The organism is Okeania sp. SIO2C2, from assembly GCF_010692625.1.
Lineage (GTDB): Bacteria > Cyanobacteriota > Cyanobacteriia > Cyanobacteriales > Microcoleaceae > Okeania > Okeania hirsuta.
On record NZ_JAAHGM010000017.1, the window covers coordinates 90,413 to 114,389 of the forward strand.

Sequence of the window (23,977 nt, forward strand, 5' to 3'; positions counted from 1 at the left end):
TAATTTTTATTAAATCTTAAAAATCAAATATTTCCAAGGTAAAATCAAATATAGATAGATTGAAAAAATTACTATCTAGGAGTTAAAAAATGGGATTTTTTGATAAATTTAGTAGTCAATTTATTGATATTATAGAATGGCTTTATTCCAGCGATAATACAATTTCTTATCGTTTTGAAAGACATAAAAATGAAATAAAAATGGGTGCAAAATTAACAGTGCGTCCGGGACAGGTAGCAGTATTTGTTAATGAAGGTAAAATAGCTGATGTTTTTTCGCCAGGAATGTATGAACTCTCTACTCAAAACTTACCAATTATTAGTACATTAAAAGGGTGGAAATATGGTTTTAATTCTCCTTTTAAAGCAGAAGTATATTTTTTTAGTACTAAAGTTTTTACTAATTTTAAATGGGGAACAGCTAATCCCATTACAATTAGAGACCCTGAATTAGGACCAGTTCGACTTAGAGCTTTTGGAAACTATAGTTTTAGGGTAAACGATCCTTCTAAATTACTACAAGAATTAGTAAGTACGGATGGACTTTTTCAAACTGATGAAATTAGCGATCATCTTCGTAATATGATTATGACTTCCTTTGCAAGTTGGGTAGGAGAAAATCGAACTCCTTTGTTTGATTTAGCTTCTCATTATCGTTCTTTAGGAGAGCAAGTGCGTCAAGCTATTCAAACAGATTTTGCTCAAGTGGGAATTGAGTTAACTCAACTTCTGATTGAAAATATTTCTTTACCTGCTGAAGTTGAAGCAGCTCTTGATAAGAGAGCTTCTATGGGTTTACTAGGAAATATGCAACAATATACTCAATATCAAACTGCTCAAGCAATTGAAAAATCTGCCCAAAAACCAGGTACTAGCAATGCTGGAATGGAATTAGGTATGGGTATGGCAATAGCTAATCAAATGATGAATGGAATGCAATTTCAATCATCACCTCAACAACAGTTACCTATGACACCACCACCACCATCTCAAGGTCAATGGTATCTTTATCAGAATAATCAACAATTAGGTCCTTTTTCTATTAATCAATTATCACAGCAAGGTTTAACCCCTCAAACTCAAGTTTGGAAAGCAGGAATGGATGCTTGGAAAGCTGCTTCAGAAATACCTGAATTAACTTTTCTATTTCCTGCTGCACCACCACCACCACCTAGTATGGAAAAACAATGGTATATGTATCTTAATGGAGAGAAAATTGGTCCTTTGAGTCAAGAGCAGTTATCACAACAGGGTTTAACAAGAGAGACCCATGTTTGGACTAATGGTATGGAAGGTTGGAAAAAAGCTTCAGAAGTGATAGAATTAGCCTTCTTATTAAATTCTACACCACCACCTCCTCCTCCATTAATGTAAGTTTTTTTAATTATCTGTTGACATAGAAAAAGTAGGTTCAACAATTAACAATTAATAATTAATAATTCATAATTAACAATTACCTCTCCTTGAAAAGAAAAGGATTGACGCGGTAGGGAAAACTTTTTCAAGTCTTTCCTTTAAAGGAGAGACTTGAAACCTTAATTATTTATTCGGTAAAAAAACAAAAAAAACTTAAAAATTGGCGTTGCTCAATGATTATATGATTTTTTAGTAGTCAGTAGCTAGTAGTTAAAAGAGTTTTTTTATTTCCCAATAGTGACAATATTTAGGGTTTGCTGAAAAAGTCTTTTTTAAGCAGTAGGGGAGTAGGGGAGTAGGGGAGTAGGGGAGTAGGGGAGTAGGGGAGTGATTTTTAGGCTACTCTCCTGCCCAAAATGCTGACTTTTTGAGCATAAAGCAGCTCAAAACTAGGTAATTTTTCCAGAGTAAAAAAGGCTAAAACCTTTATATATAAATGCTTTGATATTTAATCATCAAGCCCTATTTAGACCTTAGTATTATCAACCTTGAATCTTCACTTTCAAAAGTTTCATACCTCCATTCAGCAACGCCTAAAAATCTGTTCATTTCAATACATTAAACTTTGTGTTTGTGTAAGCATTCAGCTATTAGCGGTTAGCTATTCCTACGGAATGCTGCGCAAACAGCAATCAAAATGAATGAAGCAAGGACTTGCTTAACTTCTACTACATTTTTAAACAAAGAATTGAAGCACAAGAATAAAGAGCTTAAATTGTCCACTAAAGATAATAAAGCTGATAGCTGATAGCTGACCGCTGAATGCTTACGTGTTTGTTAAAGTTTATAATGCCGGAAGAACAAAGTTTTTACGAATAAATCTTCCCGATAAAATTAATCAAGAACTAAATACTAACTAAAAAAATTACAGATGAATCAAAGTAATAGTTCCTCATCAATTAAACGCTTTCCTTGTCCTAGTTGTGGAGCAAAAGTTAGTTTTAATCCCGAAGTTGCTCAATTAAAATGTGAATATTGTGGCTGGGAAGATGTTATCCCTGATAGTGACGAACAAATTCAAGAACAGTCTTATGAACAATATCTTAATCAAAGTAATGCTAAATTAGCTACTCTATCAGAAATAGCCTTAGAAGTTAGTTGTAATAATTGTGGTGCAACTGTTGAATTTGAACCACCACAAATAGCTGGAGAATGTGCTTTTTGTGGCTCAAATATAGTTGCATCTCCTACCAGTTCAGACCCCACTATTTTACCAGAAGGATTAATTCCTTTTACCATTGGACGTAAAAAAGCTAGAGAAGAAGTGCAATCATGGATTAATAAACTATGGTTTGCTCCTAATGCTTTAAAAAAATTAGCTCAAATGGAGAAAATAAAAGGAATTTATCTGCCTTTTTGGACTTATGATGCTTATACTGCTACTAATTATCGTGGGCAAAGAGGGGTTTATTATTACACTACTGAAACCTATACAGAAAATCAAGAAACAAAAACTCGTACAGTTCGTCATACAATGTGGTATAGTGCATCAGGACAAGTAAGTCGTTTTTTTGATGATATTTTAATTAGTGCTACTTTCTCAGTCGATAAAAAACGTTTGGATGCCCTTGAACCTTGGCATTTAAACAAATCTCTTCGCCCCTACGAATCATCATTTTTAGCAGGTTTTGAAGCACAAAAACCTCAAGTTTCTCTTAAAGATGGTTTTGAAGAAGCTAAAAGAGTTATGGATGTAAAAATTAGGTCTGATATTCGTCGGGATATTGGAGGAGATGAACAAAATATTAATCATTCATCTACTTCCTATAGTGCAATTACTTTTAAACACATATTGCTTCCTGTTTATTTAACAGCATATAGATATCAAAATAAAACTTATCAAGTAATGGTTAATGCTTGTACTGGAGAAGTTCAAGGCGATCGCCCTTACAGTATCTTAAAAATAACTTTTACTATTTTATTTGCTTTAGCTATGGTAGCTATAGTTATTACTTTAGTAATAAAATTTAATTAGTACTTTTTGAATGGGAGTCAAGTATAGTGTTAGACCATCACTATCTTTCTAAGGTGAAATCTTCATCATCATCACAACTTTTAAGGACAGTAGTATTGAGAGAAACTAAGTATTAGCAAGTTCAATCTGTTTATAGTAGCGATCGCTTGATTATTCAACAAAGATTCTCATCTCAAGTAACATTAATTAATCACCATATAACTCTTTAGTAATATTCTATGGGACATCACAACAGAGTTATACTCAATTAAGAAATATTTGCTACTAAAGATAATAGTGATTTTTAGTAGTAAATAGTCAATAGTTAGTATAAATAGATTTTATCTTGTGAAAAAGTCTATTCAAATTAATGGAAATTGTGACATTAATAATCTTATTTGACCTGATTATTTGGAATATTACCTCCTCTTTTATTTTTCAAATTCCTGTTTATATATTTTTCTTTTCTTCTGTTATTGATGTGGGATGAAGTAAAGATATTGCTGCTTTTTGAGCAATTGTTTCTGAGACTTTAATTTGCTGAATAGTAACTAAACCCTCTTTGATAAACATATCTCTTAAAGCTGCCTTTTCCCCACTATTAAAAGTAGTCTCATAGAAAACTTTTTTAATTCCAGCAGAAATAATTAATTTCAAACAATAAAGACAAGGTTCTAAGGTGACATAAATAACAGCTCCATTTGTAGAAATTCCATGTTTAGCAGCTTGAGCAATAGCATTAGCTTCAGCATGAACAGAACGAGATGGTAAAACTTTACTAGCATCACAACTACTTAATTCAGGATAACAAAAACCTTGAGTTGTACAATGCACAGAACCCGAAGGAGAACCATTATAACCAGTTGCTAAAACTTGTTTATCTTTAACTATTACTGCACCCACAGGAAAAGCAAGACAAGTTGAACGAGTAGCAGCTAGTTTAGCTATCATTAAAAAGTATTCATCCCAGGTTGGTCTTTGATATAATTCTTCTTTCATGTTCCTGTAGAACCAAATCCGCCAATATCTCTTTTTGTTGTACTTAATTCATCAACTGTTTCTACCTTAACAGATAATACTGATGCTATAACCATTTGAGCTATTTTCATTCCTCGGGTGACTTGAAAATAATTTTTCCCATGATTAATTAAAATTATTCCGATTTCTCCACGATAAGTTTCATCTATAGTTCCCGGAGTGTTCAAAACTGTAATTTGATGTTTTAAAGCCAACCCACTTCTAGGACGAATTTGTGCTTCTGTTCCTGATGGTAATTCGATAGCAATACCTGTATGAATTAATTGGCTTTCTCCAGGATTAATAGTTAATTCATCAATAGAAAATAAATCTAATCCGGCATCTTGTGGATGTGCATAATAGGGAACAATTGCTAATTCATCTAACTTTTTAACTTTAAGTTTCATCATTTTCAATTACAGCAGTTATCGAGTTATATCATGTCCGGTTGAATAGTTATAAATAAACGACGGAGGGGTCAGGAGTCAGGAGTCAGGATTCAGGAGGGAAGAAGCAAGAAAAAATAGGAAGAAAAGGAGAAAGTTTTTTGATCACTAATTATCCGGACATGATATTAATGAGATATAAAATTTTATTGTTCTAGGGAACAGACAAAAGGGAAAATAAATTAATCAATGTATCTCACCATCCTCAAAAGCGCTGTAAGTACATCTTTATGCTAGTAATACCATTTATGAATAGTAATGCTATGTTTAATTACTATCTTACCATCTCCCCGTCTCCCTATCTTCCCATTACAAAGATATATAACAAACTTTTTGAGATTTGCTAGTAAGGCAGATGATATTTGGGGAGCAAAAACAAAAATTAGAGCAGAATTTTGAGGTCAGTTATCATCTAATAATTCCATTTCCCAAAAGAATTAGGTTGATAGGAACTTCCCAATTTTGGCGCTCCTGCAACCGTAATGGTATTGATTGAACTTGGGACAAATTACCTCAGCTCAATTACATACAAAGAATAGAAGATGTATTTCGGTGTGTTTCCTACTCACAGTTTTTTTCATTCCAGGTCTCCCCTACTCCCTTGCTCCCTTTACCTATTTCCCAATTTTCCCATCTTTTCACCAGTAGACTAAGGAGATAATTTACCTTTTCCTAGCCTATTTTGTTCATACCATTCTGCTATATTCGGCACCCAATATTGAACATGAGGCCACATTAACTCACAAAGTTTTTGAATTTCTAATTGAGCATTCTTTTTCCAACGTAAATCCAAAAAATGTAGCAAACTACGACAATTAAAACTAACAATAAAATGCTGACGATAATCAAAAGGAATTTTTCCTCTTGCGTGTTCTTCAGACATTCCAAATTCCATATCAAGTTTGTATTTCTTAGCTGCCTCCAAACACCAATGTAAATCTTGTTCTCGTTGTTCAGCAGAATAATAATATTTTTTACCTTGACGGTCAGAATATTCCCCTACTGGACGTAAATAAAAAGCAGTTTCTATATCCGTTTTTCCCTCTGCAACTGCAATAACTTTTCCCGAACAAAATCGATAACTTTGTACATCGAAAGTAACTCCCACGCGATGAGTTCTTGCTTGCTGCATAACACTATGAGGAAAAAATCCACAATTAAAAGTAATTTGCGGATGCTCTATACATCCATAATGCCCACGGTCTCCTGCCAAAAGTCTCTTGACAATTATTTCACCACATTTTTTTTCCGTAGGCCAATTATCTTGTTCGTCAAATACAAATCCTTCACTATAGTTACCCTAAGCATATAAGTTACCTTATATACTCGGCTTCAGAACCGAACGTGAGACTTTCACCTCATTCGGCTCCTCAATTTAGGACTGCTGCCTTTGCTTGCAGCAACTTCCGAGGGTCATGTCTTTTGTCATGACAGTGTAAATGTAGTACTTCTAGATTTTTATCGGTATTGTTTCCACCTCTAGCTTTGTGCTCAATGTGGTGTTTTTCCAATATATCTCCAGTGCGCGAAAGTTAGTCCGCATTCGGTACATTTTCCTTCTTGTCTTTTCATGATTCTGGCTTTTTGAGAGTCTCAGGTTTTATATTTATCCCCTAGTCTCTTTGACCAATAATTATTATCTCCGTTGTCAGGGGAAGCATCTCCCTTGACTTTCACATACGTTTTACTCGCTTGTGTCTCGCGGTAATATGGTTGGGATTCCTAAAGGTCTTTGTTCCTTCCTTCTAGGTTTGGGTATCCAAACTCTTTTGGTTGGCGTGCTTTTATGACTTAACTTTAGCTTTTGAGCTAACTTTAGTGTTTCTGAGGGAGGAAGGGATTTTTTCCCATCTACCCCTGCTGTGTTCTTCCCTTTATTGTCCTGTGTTACTCTTCTTACTGCGATGAGTCTTGCTGACCAAGATTTGACAAGAAGTTTTTGTAGTTTGTGGGCTAACCTCACATTTCCACTTTTAGAAGCATTATAGATTCGTTTTTGGAGCTTGAAGACGTTTTATTCGGCTGCTTTCCAGTCTATGTCTTTCCATTCCAACGTTGATTTTATCTCTGTTCTGGACATATTTACTCCTACTTAAGAACGTATAATTCCTAAATCGTGAATCTGTGGGCATATCCAACTCATTACAAATTGGCATTAGCTTCGGATTCAATCCCATCTAAGGTGGCTTACGCTAGCTACTACTCAAAGATTCGACCACTTTAAGAGCCTATCCTTAGATTTAATTCGTTCCCATTTCCCGTTGGTATCAGTTTTAGGGTCTTCCTTTTTGCCGAGGTTATTTTGGAGTACCGATAAATACCAAGACTCATATTTATCCCTTAACCTTTGGTCATTTTGACCGCTGCGTATCAACCTAGTTTCGCAACTTTGCTGCTCACGACAAATGCAGAAGTTCACTTTCGTTACCCATGACTGAATGCTTGCGAAAATTTTCCATTTAGGTTAAGGTATTTGTTCGCTTTTATACCCGCTTCAATGTCAGTAGTCGCTACCTGCTCAACATTGGGGTATATGCTGTCATCGAGGTACTTTCGAGAAGGGACTTGTCAAATCTTGATATTTATTTAACGTAGTTATATTAACTTTTGTTAAATTTTGTCATGATCTGATGTTTATTGACCATGTGATTCTGGTCGTGATTTGACTCACCCTTACGGGAAGTGAGTTGTCTCGGTATCGGGTTTTATCCCTTCCCTATTGACCTGTCTTTCAATATAAAGACAGGTGCTGAGGCCATTACACCTCAAACGAACCGCACGTCTTGATGCAGAGCTGCATAAATTACCTGTTGAGGATTTGGAGTTTTAGCAATCACTTCTACCCGAAATTTATCCATAAAATTTTTCTATATTCAATCAATCTTATAGTTTTATAGTTGATTGATATCCAAGAACAATTATTATTAAAGCATCCTCAGATTGACTATCTAAAAAGTGATAGATTTTTCTTATTTTTGACTTTTAACTTAAACAAATGATACTTTCCCACAATTTGACAGAAGCTTTAGTCTACGCCACTGAGTTACACCCTACCCAAATAGGAAAACTTACAGAACATCCAACATTAAGATGAATATTTCAATATTTGCAAGGAACTCACTTATTCACAATAATAAATGGTCGAAAACAAGTAATAAATCTTACATCAGAACGAAGCTTTATTTGAGAAATTTTACCCTCTACTTGTCAAAAATATTATGACTGATTTGAGTGGTGTGCGATTACACTACCTAATACTCAAAATTGATTGACGCGATCTACGGGAGTATTGTTGCTCCTCTGTTTTCTGGTGATTATAGCAACTTATTGTTCAGGAACAATACTTTAACCCTCGCTTTTTTATCTATACAAGAATAAGTAGACTGATAATTCTGATGACGATGCTTGTATATTTATTGTGCTACATTTTGTACTTCAAGATGTGGGTCACATTTCTCAGCTTTTAGGGGTAGTTAGTATTGCCCTTGAATATGGAATGAGGATGAGGCCATAGTAGCACTACTTCACGATGCAATAGAAGATCAAGGTTGGCAACCTGATTTGGACAGAAATTAGACTACAGTTTGGAGAGAGTAACAGAAATAGTAGATGGTTGTACCGATACGGATACAACTCCGAAACCTCCTAGAGAGGAATGTAATGTTCTATATGAATAAGTTTTCAATATACATATTTAATATAAGTAGTGAATTTAATTATGTAATCTTGAGTTTACAAGAGAATTATGAAATTCTGATGAAGATCATCGGATCTAAAGGCCATAATTTTTAAAGTTTTGGTAAAGTTCCTCGAAACTACTTGAAATTGCTGATGCTGATTGTTAGGATACTAAGTAATAGAAAAAACTTTGAAATTCATGCTTACTACAAGCAATTAACTGTTGAATTCACAACCTATACTTTTGTGAATTCAAGTATATCTAGCTTTTTGATTTATCTGCAAATAAAATTGCGTTATCAAATATTATAATTGCAAAAATTTATGAGGTGCTAAAAAGGTTTTAATTATGGTTGAATCATTTACTTTAACTAAAAATCACGGAAGACAGTTTTTTGGTGCAAAAAACGGTGCAAAAAACAATGAAAATCTGGAAATAATCAATGACAAAACCAAAAACGCTAATTCTCCTTTAGATATTTTATTTTTAATTCCTCATCCTTTTTATCAAGACCGAGGTTCACCTATTGCTGATAATTTAGTTTTAAAATATTTATCACAACAAAACGATAAAATTGATGTAGTAACCTATCCACAAGGAAAAGATGTTGACTATAAAAATACTAATATATACCGTACAATCAACATCCCATTTGTCAAGAATGTACGTCCTGGATTTTCTTGGAAGAAAATTATTTATGACCTATTAATGTTCCTAGAAGTAGCTAGACTACTTTCCCAGAAACGTTATAGTTTAATTCATGCTGTAGAAGAATCAGTATTTATCGCATTACTACTGAAATTTTTGTTGAATATTCCTTACATCTATGATATGGATTCTTCTTTATCTCAGCAAATGATCGAAAAATATCCGTTTCTTTCACCTTTTATTTATGTCTTAAAGTGGTTTGAGAAACACGCAGTCAAAAATGCAGAAGTTGTAGTTCCAGTATGTCAAGCTTTGGCTAATAATATCAATCAATATCAACCCAAAAAGGTTGTACTATTACCAGATATTTCTTTGTTAAATGAAAAACAAGTTGCAACTAAGCATAATCTCAAAAAAGAGCTAAAAATTAGCAATACAATGCTAATGTATGTGGGTAATTTGGAACAATACCAAGGTATGGACTTACTGCTAGATAGTCTTGCTTTAGCACTAAAACAAACAAAAGAAGTTGATTTAGTGATAGTAGGAGGAGAACAAGAAGATATTAAAAAATATCAAAATAAAGCTAAAAAGTTAGGCATTCAAGAAAAAGTATATTTTCTAGGAAAGAAACCTGCTAGTGAATTAGGAAATTATCTTGCTCAAGCTGACGTTTTAGTATCTCCTCGGATAAAAGGTAAGAATACACCAATGAAAATATATTCTTATCTTGATAGTGGCAAAGCTGTCTTAGCAACTAATTTACCAACTCATACTCAGGTATTAGATGACAAAACAGCAATGTTATCTCACTCTAATCCTCAAGCTTTTTCCAAAGGAATAATTTCTCTAATTAAAGACCCTGAATTAAGATTGAAATTAGGGGAAGCAGGTAAAATCATGGTTCAGAAAAAACATAGTTATGCTGCTTTTTGTGAAAAGTTAGGTAGTCTTTACAATCAAGTCAAAGAAACAATTAACTCTGACAAAAATCAGAATGGAGATTCTGAAAAAAAGCTTGCGGAATCAGGAGATTATCAAGTATCTTAAGGTTAGTAAAGTTATCTTCATCTACATCCTTAGATTTCAGATATTATGGAAAGAAATTTAACGGAACTAACTAATCAAGTTTACGATATACTGGTAATAGGTGGAGGAATATATGGAGCTACTCTAGCTAGGGAAGCAAGTCTGTGTGGCCTCTCTGTAGCCCTTGTAGAAAAAAATGATTTTGGTGCGGCGACTTCTGCTAATAGCTTAAAAACTATTCACGGAGGACTGCGATATCTACAAAATGCCGATTTTAAGCGGATGCGGGAGTCAATTCACGAACGCACAGCTTTGATGAAAATAGCACCCCATCTGATTCATCCACTACCAGTTTTGGTTCCTACTTATGGACATGGGTTGAAGGGAAAAGAAGTTTTATCTGTGGCATTAGCAATTAATGATTTGGTAAGTTGCGATCGCAACAGACTCCTAGACTCCCAAAAGCATATTCCTCATGGTCGTGTCATTTCCAAGCAAAAATGTTTAGAGTTACTTCCTGATATTCCGACTCAAGGTTTGACCGGAGGAGCTATATTCTATGATGCTCAAGTCTATAATTCAGAAAGACTGAACATATCATTTTTACGATCTGCTGACCAAAAAGGCGCAACTTTAGCAAATTATGTCGAAGTCACTGGGTTAGTCCAAAATGATAATCGCATCAATGGAGTAACAGTAACAGACAAACTCACTGAAAATCAGTTTGACATCCGCGCCAAAACAGTTATCAATACCTGTGGAGCATGGGGAAATAAAATTCTAGGTATGGTCAACCAACAACAGCGATCGCCTTTTGGTTTGGCTAAAGCAATGAATTTAGTTACCACTCGCCCTCTATTTGAAAAATATGCAGTAGGTATTACCAGTAAAAATAGTTCTGCTGACTCAGATGGTATAGTTAACAAAGGTAGTCGCTTTCTATTTATTTCTCCTTGGCGTGGGCGGTCTATGATTGGTACAGAATATGCAGTTTATACTCAAGACCCCGATGATTTTAAAATCACAGAAGAAGACATAAATCAATTTATTACTGCTATTAACCAAGCATACCCAGGAGCAAAGTTAAAGCGGGAAGAAATTTCATTTGTACATGGGGGGATGCTACCAACAACTAATGTTAATCCTAAAACTGGCGAACTCGTCTTAGCCAAACATTATCAAATTTTAGATCATTCCGAAACTGGATTATTAGGTTTAATTTCAATAGTAGGAGTGAAATATACCACTGCCAGAGACGTAGCTGAAAAAGTAGTTAATTATCTATTCAAATCATTAGGGAAAAAATCTCCTAAGTCAGTTTCATCAGTTACACCTATATATGGTGGAGAAATAGAAAATTTTAACGCTTTTTTACAGAATGCTATTGCAGAAAACCAAGGAAAAGGTTTAACAGAATCAACTATTCGTCGCCTAGTTTATAACTATGGCTCTGCTTATCCAGAAGTTCTGAATTATTTGGATAATCCTGAGAGTGAACTGCAAGTTATTAAAGCTGAAATTTTCCATGCTATCCATCAAGAAATGGCTCATAAATTAAGTGATGTAATATTGCGCCGGACAGAATTAGGTAGTGCTGGATATCCAGGGGATGAAACTATTCTATTCTGTGCTGAAGTTATGAGCAAAGAGTTAGGTTGGAGTCCGACAAAATTACAACAAGAAGTAGAGGAAATCCAAAATATTTTTGGATTTACCCCAGTCAAAATTTCCGTCTAGATAAACTCCAGGAAATCTCTAATTTGGTTTTATCCAAGTCATTTCAGTTATCATTTATCAGTTAGCCTCCTAAGTGGTAACTATGTTTTTTCCTTTCCTTTCCTGTTAATGGATTTGTTTTTTTCATACCCTTCAAAGTGGAGGCTTGAGACATTTTTTTTTCAGAAAATTGAAAGTAAAATTATCTGAAAAAAAACCAACTTTAAGCCCTCAAAAATTGAGCTGATTATTTTATCCCCTTAGTTGTGAAATTATCGGGGAGATTGTTTAAGTGTAAGCATTCAGGTCTTGGGGTTGCATTATTATTGATTTTTTGCATACTCAGTGTTTCAAAGCTGAAAACTGTATCTAAGAATACTAAATAGTCTATAAATGAGACTAAAAGGTTTCTGGAAAGTGATAAACACATAGATATGATTATTTGTCAACCCCAGCACCTGAATAGTTACGTTTAAGTTAATTAGTATAACTATCCTGATACCAGCGCCAAAATTATTTTAATACTTTTCCTTTATATCAACAATTTTTAACTATGCCATCTCCAATAGCTCACTCAGTTTCTGGATATGTACTAGCTAAGTTTCTACCCCAGGAAAAATTGAAATATTATCCCTCTCGTTGGTGGAGCTGGGAAATTTTTTATCCTGTTTTTGTCGCTATTTTTGCTGACTTTGATTTTCTGCCTCAGTTAATCACAGGCGAAAGATTTCATAGGGGTATTACTCATACTTTTGTTTTTGCCATTGCTTTTAGTTTAATAGTTAGTTGGCTAATTAGTTATTGTCGGAAATCTTGCTTTAAACAACTATTTTTCTTGACTTTAGTTATCTATAGTTCTCATTTGGTATTAGATTTTTTCACTGCCACAAGTGGTTCTGGTTTACAACTTTTCTGGCCGTTTACAGATACATATTTGAAGTCAGCAATACCGTTTTTTCCCTCAGTTCATCACTCCAGAGGATTATTTGACCCAAGTCATTTAATATTTATTATTTGGGAATCATGTTACTCAATCTTAGTTCTCAGTGTATTGTGGTTTTGGAAAAATTATAGCTCTAGAAAATTATCTGAATGAACAAATGAATAGTCAAGTCACAATTAATCAAAAAATTATTGCGGATGCTCACGTTCATATTCATAAATGTTTTGAACTTGACCAACTATTGAATGCATCTCTAGTAAATTTTCAGAAAATATCAAGAATGAAAACCGATACTGAAAACTCGGTTTTTTTGATATTTTTAACAGAAATGCTTGGTGATTTTGAATTTAGTAAAATATTAGAATCTGCTCAAAATCATCAGCAAATTAATAATTGGAAATTAGCTCCAACTCAAGAGTTAATATCAATTTCTGCCACTAATAACGAGAATCAAAAAATTTTCATCATTGCTGGTCGGCAAATTGTAACCGCAGAAAAATTAGAAGTTTTAGCCTTAATTTCAGATAATGAATTTGCAGATGGTTTAACAGTAGAAACTACCATTAAAAATATAGTATCAAAAGAGAGTATACCAGTATTACCTTGGGGAGTAGGAAAATGGGTAGGAAAGAGAGGTAATATTTTACAAAAGTTATTAAATTCAGATACCCTTTCTATGGTAAATCTGGGTGACAATAGTGGTCGTCCTAATTTTTGGTCAAGACCATCTTATTTTCAACTAGCTGAAGAGAAAGGGTGGAAAATTTTACCAGGAACAGACCCTCTACCCTTAAAATCCGAATATACTAGGCCAGGAAGTTTTGGGTTTATAGTAGAGGGTGAATTTAATATAGTGGAACCAGGAAAAAGCATGAAGAAAATTTTATTAGATCCTACTACTTCAATTCAACCCTATGGTTCCCTGGAAACACCATTTAGATTTATTCGTAACCAATTTGCGATTAGATATGGTGCTCATAATTAGCAAAATAGAAAGTTTTTAATCAAGGTAAAGAATGGAATATGAAATATGGTTACTACTAATTTTCCAGAAACAGCAGATATAGAAACATCTTCCGATGATTATGCTTCCCGTTTTGCGGGAAATATCGGTGCTTGGTTGCTGAAAATACAGGAAGAAGCGACTTTAAAGATGTTAGCTCCCCATCCCAATGCTAAAATACTAGATGTAGGGGGTGGTCATGGTCAATTAACAGAACCTTTAATTAACAAGAACTACCAACTTACAGTCCTAGGTAGTGCCGAGATTTGTCAGGCAAGAATTAAGAAATTTGTAGATGCTAATCTTTGCTCATTTCAAGTAGGGAATGTTTTAGACTTACCCTATCCAAATGATACTTTTGATGTAGTTATTAGTTATAGATTTCTAGCTCATGTAACTCAATGGCAGAATTTTTTAACTGAGCTAACTAGGGTGGCTAAAAAAGCAGTAATAATAGATTATCCTACAGTGCGGAGTGTTAATTCCATTGCTCCCTATTTGTTTAAACTCAAGAAAGGTTTGGAAGGTAATACAAGACCATTTATCTGTTATCAAGAATCAGAAATTTTAGATTATTTCAAATCTCTAGGTTTAAAACAAACAGAACGCTATGCACAATTTTTTATGCCAATGGTAGTTCATCGCGCCTTAAAATCTCCGGGTATTTCTTCAGTATTAGAACAGTCAATTAGATTGACAGGATTAACCAGTTTATTTGGTTCTCCTGTAATTTTGAAAATGCAAAAGTAATAGAGGACACAAAATCATCTCAGATTCTCTAAATCTAATGGAAAGCATGGCATAATTATGTTTGTCTAACACTAACATAAATTAAGTGGATAGTCAAAAATTATTTAAAGTAATGCTAGAAAATTTTTGATCACAGTATTTTCGGAGAATAAGAATGAAAATATTAGTCACAGGTGGAACAGGGTTTACAGGCAGTCATCTGACCCGCCGTCTTTTAAAAAAAGGCAATGAAGTTGTAGTGCTTGATAACAAACCAGGGCTATTTTATGACGAACTTAAAGAACTAGGAGCAGAACTTCACATTGGGAGCGTAGCTGACCGAGATCTAGTTGATCGGGTTACTCAAGGATGTGAAGTTGTTCAGCATCTAGCAGCAGCATTTCGTCAGGTCAACCTTGCTAAAAATATCTATTGGGATGTAAACGTAGAGGGAACAAGATATCTACTTGAAGCTGCTCTCAAATATGGAGTACAAAAGTTTGTCTACTGTAGCACTTGTGGGGTGCATGGAGATGTGAAACAGACACCCTCTGGTGAAGATGCTCCTATTGCTCCCGCAGATTATTATCAATACACAAAGTATCAAGGGGAAAAAATTATCCCTGAATTTGTAGACAAAGGCCTAAAAGTTGTTATTCTGAGACCTGCTGCAATTTATGGGCCGGGAGATCCAGAGCGATTTTCCATCCTGTTCAAACGGGTGAAGACAGGAAATTTTTTTATGTGCGGAAGTGGTGCAAGTCACTACCATCCTCTATACATAGATAACTTATTAGATGCCTTTGAATTAGCTACAGCATCTGATAAATGTCATGGGGAAACTTACTTAATTGCAGATGAAAAATACTCTACCCTTAACGATCTAGTCACAGCGATAGCTAAAGCTTTAAATATAAATTGCAAAATTACCTATATCCCATTTTGGCCTGTCTGGACAGTAGCTTTTCTAACTGAGTTGCTCTATAAACCTTTCCCCGGCGTAGACCCCCCTTTATTTCCACGAAGAGTTGATTGGTTTAGGCAAAATCGTGCCTTCAGTATTGAAAAAGCAAAGCGAGAGTTGGGTTATCAACCTAAAGTAGATTTAGATACAGGATTAGCACAAACTGCTAAATGGTATCAGGAAAAGGGCATTATCTGACAACAGTCTATCGGAATCAAAAAAACCTAGTTGGCCAGATAAGTAGATATCTCAGGTTTACTCCAAGGTTAAACTAACAAGTAACTAACAGTTAATAAATTTTCTAACTGGAAAAAGTAAATAATGAAAAGTCATAGCCAGCAAGCAGCAAACCGTTTCGATCAATGGGCAGACTCATATAGTGAGGATCGTATTTCCTCTTGGTTTACATTCTACCAGTCTATAGCAATGTCCAAGCTAAATCTGACAGAGGGACACGGATTTTTAGATGTAGGTTGTGGCACTGGATGGGCTGTAAGGAAAGCTGCTAAACAGCTCAAATTTGGTAAATCATGTGGAATTGACATCTCTCCCAAGATGATTGAAAATGCCTTAGCACAAACTCCTGATGCAGAAAATCAAAACATAGAATTTCAGGTGGGTAATTCTGAGGCAATACCATATCCAGATGAATCTTTTAGCTCAATTATCTGTACCTTCTCTATTCATCATTATCAAAACCCCGTCCGTGCCTTGTCAGAAATGAAGCGTGTTCTGAAACAGGATGGCTCAATTGTAATTCTAGATTCAGCAAGAGATGTTTCATTTGCTATCTGGTTGCAAGATAGGGGACGACGGTACTTTGAAGAAAGTCACGTTAAATACTACACAACTAAGGAAATGAAGGCTTTAGTAACAGAAGCTCAGCTAAAAATTTTTGGTGACATAATAACCATTAATAAGTTTATGGATCATAAAAAAGTTTTTACTGGTTTGATGTTACTTAAATGCCGAAAATGAATTAATAGTTTAGAATATATATTGTGGTTAACAAACAAAAAAAATGTTATATGGTAGACTACAAGTATAAACTTTCTCCTAATTCTTCTGCTTTAGTAACTGGCGCCACAGGATTTACAGGTTCAGTGCTGGTAAATAAATTAGTTAAACAAGGGGTAGAAGTAGTAGCGATAGCTCGTCCAACTTCAAACTTAAAACCCTTTGCCGGAATGCCAATAAAATGGCTTAAAGGAGATGTTTTTGACCAAAATTTAATAGATGAAGCAGTCAAAGGAGTTAACTATATATTTCACATGGTAACTCCATTTAGGGAAGCAAAATCTGCAGATGTTGGTTATTATAACGTTCATGTTTTAAGCACTCAATTGTTAGCAAAAGCAGCATTAAAAGAAGCAAATTTTCAACGTTTCGTTCACGTTTCTACTATCGGAATTCATGGTCATGTAGAAAACCCGCCAGGGGATGAAAATAGTCCGATGAAACCAGGAGATATCTATCAAGAAACTAAATTAGAGGGGGAAATTTGGATAAAAACATTTGGGGAAAAAGAAGGATTACCAGTTAGCATAGTCAGACCTACTGGAATATACGGTCCGGGAGAAAAAAGACTATTAAAAATTTTTCAATGGGTAGCAAAAGGCAAAGTACCAATCATTGGCAATGGTAATAACTTACTACATTTTATTCATGTTGACGATTTAACTGACTTTTTTATATTAGCTGCAACTCATCCCCAAGCAGTAGGGGAAATTTTTATCTGTGGTAGTCCTGAAGCTATGACATTTAAAAATATGGTAAAAATAATTAGTGAATATTATGGAGTTTCGGCAAAATTTTTGCAGTTCCCTGCAGCTCCTGTATTTGCACTCGGAGACATTTTAGAATTTATTTGTCGCCCTTTAAGAATTGAACCACCGATATATAGAAGAAGGTTAGCATTTTATACAAAAGACCGCTCATTTAATACAACAAAAATGAGCAAGTTATTAGGGTTTGTGCCTGCTCATTCAGATGCAGAAGGATTAAAAGAACAAGCTCAATGGTATTTAGAGAATGGCTGGATATCTCGATCTAAAAGTTGATAATTTTTCATAAAAATAAAATCAGTAAGAGATGGGTAAAAAATAATAATAAATTATCTCTTTAAGGAAACTAAAAATAATGCAGCAACAAAATTTTAAAGTAAAAGAAGTTGGCAAAGGAAAAGTTCCTCGCTGGAAACAATATGCAGAATTAATGGTAGGAAAAACAGACCTACTCAGCTTATTAAAATATGAAATCATTACTTTTTTTTTAATAGATCTACCAGGAGCATTAGGATTATACCTACGTAGCAAGTTTTATCCCCTAATTATAGGAGAGGTAGGCTCCAATGTAATATTTGGACGTGGAGTTACCTTTCGTCATCCCCATAAAATTAAGATTGGTAAAAATGTGATTATTGACGATAACTGCGTATTAGATGGTAAGGGGACCTCTAATTCAGGAATTGTCATAGGGGATGGTGCTTATATTGGTCGAAATACCATTATCTACTGTAAGAATGGAGATATAAACATTCAACCTCGGGTGAATATAGGTGCAAATTGCCAAATATACTCCAAGCGAGAAGTAGAAATTGGTGAAGGTACAATGATAGCAGCCTATAATTGTATATTAAGTGGTGGTAGATATGATTATCGCTCTGAAATTCCATTGGCAGACCAAAGTAGCTACAGTAATGGACCGACTACAATAGGTAAAGGTTGTTGGTTGGGCCTAAAAGCGGTAGTTATGGACGGAATTTCTATAGGCGATCGCACTGTAATAGGTGCAGGTGCAGTAGTAACTAAAACTCTTCCTGATGCTGTAGTAGCAACAGGTGTACCCGCACAAGTCAAAAGCCAAATTCGCTCAGAAAAAGTTCAAGCTTAATTATAAAAATTTTAAGAGGTAAAATATGAAACGGGACATTAATAAACTGACAAACCAAGAATATGATCTTTTGATTGTTGGTGGTGGAGTATACGGGGCAGCTTGCGCTTGGGATGCTTCCATTAGAGGATTGAGTGTAGCTCTTCTCGAACGTGATGATTTTGGATGGGCGGCATCTTCTAACAGTGCTAAAATTGCTCACAGTGGCTCGCGATATTTACAACACGCTGACTTTAAGCGGATGCGGGAATCAATTCGCGAACGTTCTTTAATTGCTGATGTTGCTCCACACTTAATCGATCAAAAGCAGCCTTTTATGTTTCCAATCTACGGACATGGTATCAAAGGACGAGAGACCATGACCATGTATTTTGCAATTTATGACTTGTTAAGTATAGATTACAGGCGGAAAAAAGATCCCGCTAGAGCTGTACCAAACTCCTACGTTATTTCTAAGGAAGAAGTCCTCAAGATTATGCCCGGTTTAAACCCAGAAGGTCTTACTGGTGGAGTAATTTGGTATGAAGGACAAATGCACAATACCGAGCGATTAACTCTATCCCGTGTATTGTCAGCATCCGAGCGAGGAGCAGACGTTGCAAATTACACAGAAGTTGTAGGATTTATCAAATCTGGTAACGCTATTGTCGGTGTTGAAGCTAAAGATCGAGTTAGTGGAGAAATAATTACTGTTCGTGCCAAAACCATATTAAATACTACTGGTGCATGGATAGTGAAAACTTTGAATCTTTCTGGAGAAAATTCTAAAGACCATAACGTTCATGCTTCTAAAGCTTTTAGTTTCATTACCCGTCCATTGAGTCAGGAACACGCAATCGTAATTTCCCATAGACCTATATATGATGATGAATACGCAATCATTAATAAAAAGTCCAATCTATCTTTCGCTATTCCTTGGCGTGGTCATTCTTTAATTGGATCTTTACATCTACCATGCGACGACGATCCCAATAAAGTGACAATCTCAGAAGCAGAAATTAAAGCTTATATCGATCTAATTAATGAGGGTTATCCTGCTGCCCAACTGCGTCGCGAAGATATACTTCATATATTGTGGGGAATCATACCTGCTGACAAAAAAGGTTCCGCAGCTCCACTTAAACATTACGAGATATTAGATCATCTACAGGAAGATGGTTGGGAAGGAGTAATTAGTGTAGTAGGAGTCAAATATACAACAGCTCGTGATGTAGCACAAAAAGCAATAGATTTAGTGTTGAAAAAGTTAAAACTAAAATCAGTTAAATGTAGCACTCACCAAATACCTGTATGGGGAGGTGATATTGAGTACTTGGATGAGTTTACGAACCAAGCTATACTCAAAGAATCAGAGCGATTCAATTCTGAGGTAATTCGTCATCTTGTCCGAACCTATGGTTCAAATTATGCAAAAGTGTTGTCTTATTTAGATGAAAACCCTGCATGGGCAGAAGTAATACCAAACAGTAATATTATCCAAGTAGAGGTAATCTATGCTATTCGTGAGGAAATGGCAGAGAAATTAGTTGATGTAGTTTTACGACGGACAGATTTAGGTACTTTAGGTTATCCAGGCGATCACTCTGTTCGTGTATGTGGAGAATTGATGGCTAAGGAGTTGAATTGGAATAATTCTCGTTTAGAATTAGAGCTACAAGAAGTTATAGATTCCTACATTATCCGTCCAACTCCAGAAGTCGTATACCAATAGTAAATACGCTTTGACCAGATGCTGACTGGCAGTCAGTAGTTGGGAAAATTACAGCAGTTTCCGAAGCTATGAGGTACATATACTGACAGTTTTTAGGGAGTAGGGAAGTAGGGGAGTAGGGGAGTAGGGAAACAAACAAAAAATATTTATCCCCTCAGAAGTCTAGCTATTGTACCTCATAATAACGGGAAGCACTATAATTGTCTATGTTAGGCTGCATTCGACATCAGAAAAAGAGCAGATAGAACCAAATAGTATATTTACTAAAAAATTGATTTTGCTTGACTACTTAAAACTTTTATGTTATAATAGTTTGTTTATAGGATTTACGCAAAGATACTAATTGTAATGGAAATATCTGAAATATTTACCAAAAATACAAACGCGATATCAAATAAGTCCTATTTTATCAGGTAGTTCAGTTAAATTAATAGATTTTCTAAGGATAGAAAGAATATTATGAAAATTGCTATTATGGGTCGCACTCTTGATGATGGTAAAGGAATAGGGATAGGTAATAGACATTATATTGATAATATTATTAAGCTAGATCGGGAGAATGAATACGTTGTTTTTTATAAAACTTCAAAAACATTTGGTAGATACCAAGACTATTCAAACGTTAAAGAAATTCTCTTAGAAGCACCCAACAAACTAATTTGGGATCAAGTATTGGTTCCTAATGCTGCTTATAAGGAGGGAGTACAACTAATTTTCAGTCCTAAATTTACCGTTCCACTACTATCAAAAATCCCGACAGTTGTTATATGTCATGGTCTTGAATACTATACCTTTCCTCAATTCTATGAACGGTATTTGTTAATGTACGTCAAGATATTTTTGCCTCTTTACTATCGGAAAGCTGTAAAAGTTGTTGCCATATCCAACGATCTAAAGGACGATATCCATAAATATGTTAAAGTCCCTTATGAAAAGATGGAAACTGTATATTTTGGTACTACCGAGCTTTTCTATCCGCGGAAGGATAAACAAGAATTAGAAGCTATTAGAAAAAAACATCAACTACCTGAAGACTACATTATATGTCTACCACATCCTTACGAAGCTAACAAACTATATCCTCGGAAAAACCTAGACAATATCGTTAAGGCATTTATGCTACTTAAAGAAAAATATCCATCTTTGAAGCTTTTACTAGCAGGAAACCGATGCGATGAATACATTGCTGAAGTATTTGGTCAGGATATGGCTAACGATCCTAGGTTCTTTTATACTGGTTGGGTCTATCAGGAAGATATGCCCTATTTATACAGTCTGGCAAAAATGCTTGTTTTCCCTTCCTACTCTGAAAGTTTTGGTCTTCCAATTGTAGAAGCAATGGGTTGTGGATGTCCTGTAATTACTTCTACAAAAACCTGTTGTCCTGAGATTGCTGGTGATGCAGCTCTTCTTGTAGACCCTATAGATTTCAAGGGACTTGCTAACGCAATGGATAGTATATTAAACAACCCTGAACTGAGTCAGAAGCTATCGGAAAAAGGATTGAAGCAAGCCAAAAAGTTTAGTTGGCAGGAGAGTGCCGAGAAGTTGATTAAAATCTTTCAAGAAGAAGGATATAAGGATATACAAGCCGCAGAAATTCCTTGATTACATAACTGTAGATCTAAGTCTGGGTCTTGATTAAGCTGATTATTTTAGTAGTGGTATACAAGTAGTGTTTTTGCATGCACTTTATAGCCCAATACGGTTCAGGTAAGATAAAAATTCATCTGATAGTGAACCTAAAAATAGGCTTTGGCAAATCTGTGATGTACCAAAAAAATCCTTCACTGAACCGTATTGCTTTATAGCCAAGAAAATGTATACAGGGTATTTCAGGTTTATGAGGTACGGTAACAAAAGTCTCTCAACCAGTTTTTTAAATTGTGGGTATTTCTCAAATTGCTTTCATTAATTGATAATCAACAATGGATAATTACCTATGGTTAAAACTGAAATGATTGAATATGGGGAAATCTTATTTCTTTTTCTGGGGTTGCACATTATGGAATGATATTGCCAAAAAATAGTTTAGACTTTGACTAAAAAAAACCTAATATTAATTATTATAGCAATTGATTAATCCAAAATCTTGTTCATCAAAAATCTCAAATCATTCGTCACTGTGCAATGCCCTTTTTCTCCTTAAAAGGAGAGGCTTTAAACCTTTGGGGATTAATTATCAATTATCCATTATCCATTGGTTAAGTACCAACCTCAGTCAAAGACCCTTACCAAACAAATTTTTAGCCTGATTTTGACTTGTTATGAAAGCCCTACTCTCTCGAATCGACTTCTCCTATATATACGCTTTTTTAGGTGAAGCAACTCTAGCTCTAACCTTCATGTTCTATATAGTTATAGCAAGGGTTTTAGGACCTGAAGAGTATGGGGTTTTTGCTGGAGCAATTGCTCTAGCAGCAGTTTTTTCTCTATTCATTCAATTTGGATTTCCTACCCTGATGACTCGTGAGGTAGCTGCAAATCCAGTAGAGTCTCCTAAATCTACTATCAGATTTCTTTTACTCGAAGTATTAAATTCTCTACCCATTCTTTTAGTTTTATTGCCTATTGCACAATTACTAGGTTTTGAGGGAAAGGGTATAATAGTTTGCTACTTAGCCGTTGTTTCTGAAGTCTGTCGTAGTGCTAAACAAACTCTACGGTGTGTCTTACGAGGTTTAGGAGATTTTCGTAGTGAGAGTATTTCTGTTGCTATAGAGCGGTTTTTAGTAGTATTATTTGCAAGTGGAGTATTATTTTGGTCTGAGAACTTGGTATGGGTGTTGATAACTGTAGTAGTATTTCGTACCCTCGATATCCTAGCACTACTTTATTACCTGAGCAAGAAAACATCTATTTGGTCTCCCATTAATTTTAGTAATCTCTGGGAATCCCTGAAAATGGCTTACCCATTTGCCATATCTGGAGTTCTCTGGATTTTATACTATCAAATTGACTTAATAATGCTTAAGGGGTTGACAACCCCAGAAGAAACAGGCTTTTACAGTGCAAGTTACCGAGTAATAGAGATATTTTCTGCTTTCCCTCGCGTAGTCTTTCGTGTAGGTTTTACCAGGTTTGCTAAATGCTTCACTACAAATCCTGAAGGTCTGACAACAGAAATTTACAAATCAACCAAGCTTCTAGTAGCTATAGTTTTACCAACGATTATTGTTGCTGGATTTTGTCAGACTATCATCATTGATATCATTTATGGGGAAGCATTTGATCCTGCTATTAGTTCTCTAGCAATCCTACTTCCTAGTCTCAGCATCAAAATGTTTGGCACTTTAGTAGAAACTTTTTTACAGACTACCAGAAGGGAAAAATCTTTGCTAAAATTATTGCTAGTAACGGTAATCGTAAATATTGCTGCTAATGCAATTTTGATTCCTCATCTACAAGCAGTGGGTGCAGCGATCGCTACTTTATTAAGTGAAGTTATCTTAGCGATTTCTGGTTTGGGTTTAATGGTTTACATGGGATATAAAATAGGTCGATATTTATGTTTAATTGCAACAATTAGCTTATTAATTGCGGGGATACCATCTCTAATTTTGTATGGATTAAACCCTGGTATAGCTATGGTAATAATGACTACAAGTATAGTAGCTATTGTTTTCTTGATGGTTCCCAAGCAATTTTTCAGGTATAGTAATAGTATAGATAGGGATTGCTGAAAAGAAAGTAGAGTGGGACTGTGGGGAGTGCGGAGAGGATTAAGAGATCGAATCTTGTCTGCTTAAAATGCTAACTTTTTCAGCTGATAGTTTAATCAGCAAACCCTAGAGCGATAGTTATAGATACTAAAAAATCAATAAAATCAAT

Annotated in this window: 17 protein-coding genes and 3 pseudogenes; 15 read left to right on the top strand and 5 right to left on the bottom strand. The window is 34.9% G+C overall.

Annotated elements, in window-relative coordinates:
* The first annotated feature begins 89 nt into the window (after positions 1-89).
* Both F6K18_RS16370 and F6K18_RS16375 read left to right on the top strand, forming a co-directional pair.
* Positions 90-1,373 carry an SPFH domain-containing protein gene (locus F6K18_RS16370; RefSeq protein ID WP_287522246.1) on the top strand — a complete coding sequence of 428 codons (1,284 nt, stop codon included), beginning with the start codon at positions 90-92 and terminating at the stop codon, positions 1,371-1,373.
* 913 nt (positions 1,374-2,286) lie between these two features.
* Positions 2,287-3,390, top strand: coding sequence for a hypothetical protein (locus F6K18_RS16375; protein ID WP_287522248.1), 1,104 nt, complete (start codon positions 2,287-2,289; stop codon positions 3,388-3,390).
* 429 nt (positions 3,391-3,819) lie between these two features.
* On the opposite strand, the gene F6K18_RS16380 is transcribed toward F6K18_RS16375, so the two are convergent.
* From F6K18_RS16380 to F6K18_RS16395, 5 genes and pseudogenes are all read right to left on the bottom strand, one after another.
* A complete protein-coding gene (locus F6K18_RS16380; RefSeq protein ID WP_287522250.1) occupies positions 3,820-4,368 on the bottom strand; it encodes a dCMP deaminase family protein in 549 nt (182 codons plus the stop codon).
* A complete protein-coding gene (dut, locus tag F6K18_RS16385; protein WP_287522305.1) occupies positions 4,365-4,793 on the bottom strand; it encodes a dUTP diphosphatase in 429 nt (142 codons plus the stop codon). Before dut ends, F6K18_RS16380 begins: the two co-directional genes overlap by 4 nt.
* 688 nt (positions 4,794-5,481) lie before the next feature.
* Positions 5,482-6,090: pseudogene (thyX, locus tag F6K18_RS16390) on the bottom strand (FAD-dependent thymidylate synthase); the annotation flags it as partial.
* 112 nt (positions 6,091-6,202) lie between these two features.
* Positions 6,203-6,343, bottom strand: coding sequence for an HNH endonuclease signature motif containing protein (locus F6K18_RS36645; protein ID WP_353735087.1), 141 nt, complete (start codon positions 6,341-6,343; stop codon positions 6,203-6,205).
* A gap of 173 nt (positions 6,344-6,516) precedes the next feature.
* Positions 6,517-6,834: pseudogene (locus F6K18_RS16395) on the bottom strand (reverse transcriptase N-terminal domain-containing protein); the annotation flags it as partial.
* Between the two features lie 1,449 nt (positions 6,835-8,283).
* Between F6K18_RS16395 and F6K18_RS37315 the strand changes: the two are divergent.
* The 13 genes and pseudogenes from F6K18_RS37315 to F6K18_RS16460 all read left to right on the top strand — a co-directional run.
* A pseudogene (locus F6K18_RS37315) lies at positions 8,284-8,503 on the top strand (HD domain-containing protein); the annotation flags it as partial.
* 356 nt (positions 8,504-8,859) lie between these two features.
* Entirely contained in the window at positions 8,860-10,209 is a 1,350-nt protein-coding gene (locus F6K18_RS16405) for a glycosyltransferase family 4 protein (RefSeq protein ID WP_287522252.1), read from the top strand.
* A gap of 45 nt (positions 10,210-10,254) precedes the next feature.
* Positions 10,255-11,925, top strand: coding sequence for a glycerol-3-phosphate dehydrogenase/oxidase (locus tag F6K18_RS16410; RefSeq protein ID WP_287522254.1), 1,671 nt, complete (start codon positions 10,255-10,257; stop codon positions 11,923-11,925).
* A 532-nt stretch (positions 11,926-12,457) separates the two neighbouring features.
* On the top strand, positions 12,458-13,000 hold the full coding sequence (locus F6K18_RS16415; RefSeq protein WP_287522262.1) for a metal-dependent hydrolase: 543 nt from the start codon (positions 12,458-12,460) through the stop codon (positions 12,998-13,000).
* A 4-nt stretch (positions 13,001-13,004) separates the two neighbouring features.
* Entirely contained in the window at positions 13,005-13,832 is an 828-nt protein-coding gene (locus F6K18_RS16420; protein ID WP_287522263.1) for a hypothetical protein, read from the top strand.
* 45 nt (positions 13,833-13,877) lie between these two features.
* A complete protein-coding gene (locus F6K18_RS16425; protein ID WP_287522265.1) occupies positions 13,878-14,600 on the top strand; it encodes a class I SAM-dependent methyltransferase in 723 nt (240 codons plus the stop codon).
* A 154-nt stretch (positions 14,601-14,754) separates the two neighbouring features.
* Positions 14,755-15,741 (top strand): NAD(P)-dependent oxidoreductase, encoded by a 987-nt coding sequence (locus F6K18_RS16430; RefSeq protein WP_287522266.1) that lies wholly within the window; start codon positions 14,755-14,757, stop codon positions 15,739-15,741.
* Positions 15,742-15,864: 123 nt separating this feature from the next.
* Entirely contained in the window at positions 15,865-16,521 is a 657-nt protein-coding gene (locus F6K18_RS16435) for a class I SAM-dependent methyltransferase (protein ID WP_287522267.1), read from the top strand.
* 23 nt (positions 16,522-16,544) lie between these two features.
* Positions 16,545-17,603 carry an NAD(P)-dependent oxidoreductase gene (locus F6K18_RS16440; RefSeq protein WP_287522268.1) on the top strand — a complete coding sequence of 353 codons (1,059 nt, stop codon included), beginning with the start codon at positions 16,545-16,547 and terminating at the stop codon, positions 17,601-17,603.
* Positions 17,604-17,682: 79 nt separating this feature from the next.
* Positions 17,683-18,435 (top strand): acyltransferase, encoded by a 753-nt coding sequence (locus F6K18_RS16445; RefSeq protein ID WP_287522270.1) that lies wholly within the window; start codon positions 17,683-17,685, stop codon positions 18,433-18,435.
* Positions 18,436-18,460: 25 nt separating this feature from the next.
* Positions 18,461-20,146: a glycerol-3-phosphate dehydrogenase/oxidase gene (locus F6K18_RS16450; protein WP_287522271.1), complete on the top strand. Its 1,686-nt coding sequence runs from the start codon at positions 18,461-18,463 to the stop codon at positions 20,144-20,146.
* A gap of 459 nt (positions 20,147-20,605) precedes the next feature.
* Entirely contained in the window at positions 20,606-21,754 is a 1,149-nt protein-coding gene (locus F6K18_RS16455) for a glycosyltransferase family 1 protein (protein ID WP_287522272.1), read from the top strand.
* Between the two features lie 659 nt (positions 21,755-22,413).
* Complete coding sequence (locus F6K18_RS16460) at positions 22,414-23,829, top strand: flippase (RefSeq protein WP_287522273.1); 1,416 nt, start codon at positions 22,414-22,416, stop codon at positions 23,827-23,829.
* Positions 23,830-23,977 lie beyond the last annotated feature (148 nt).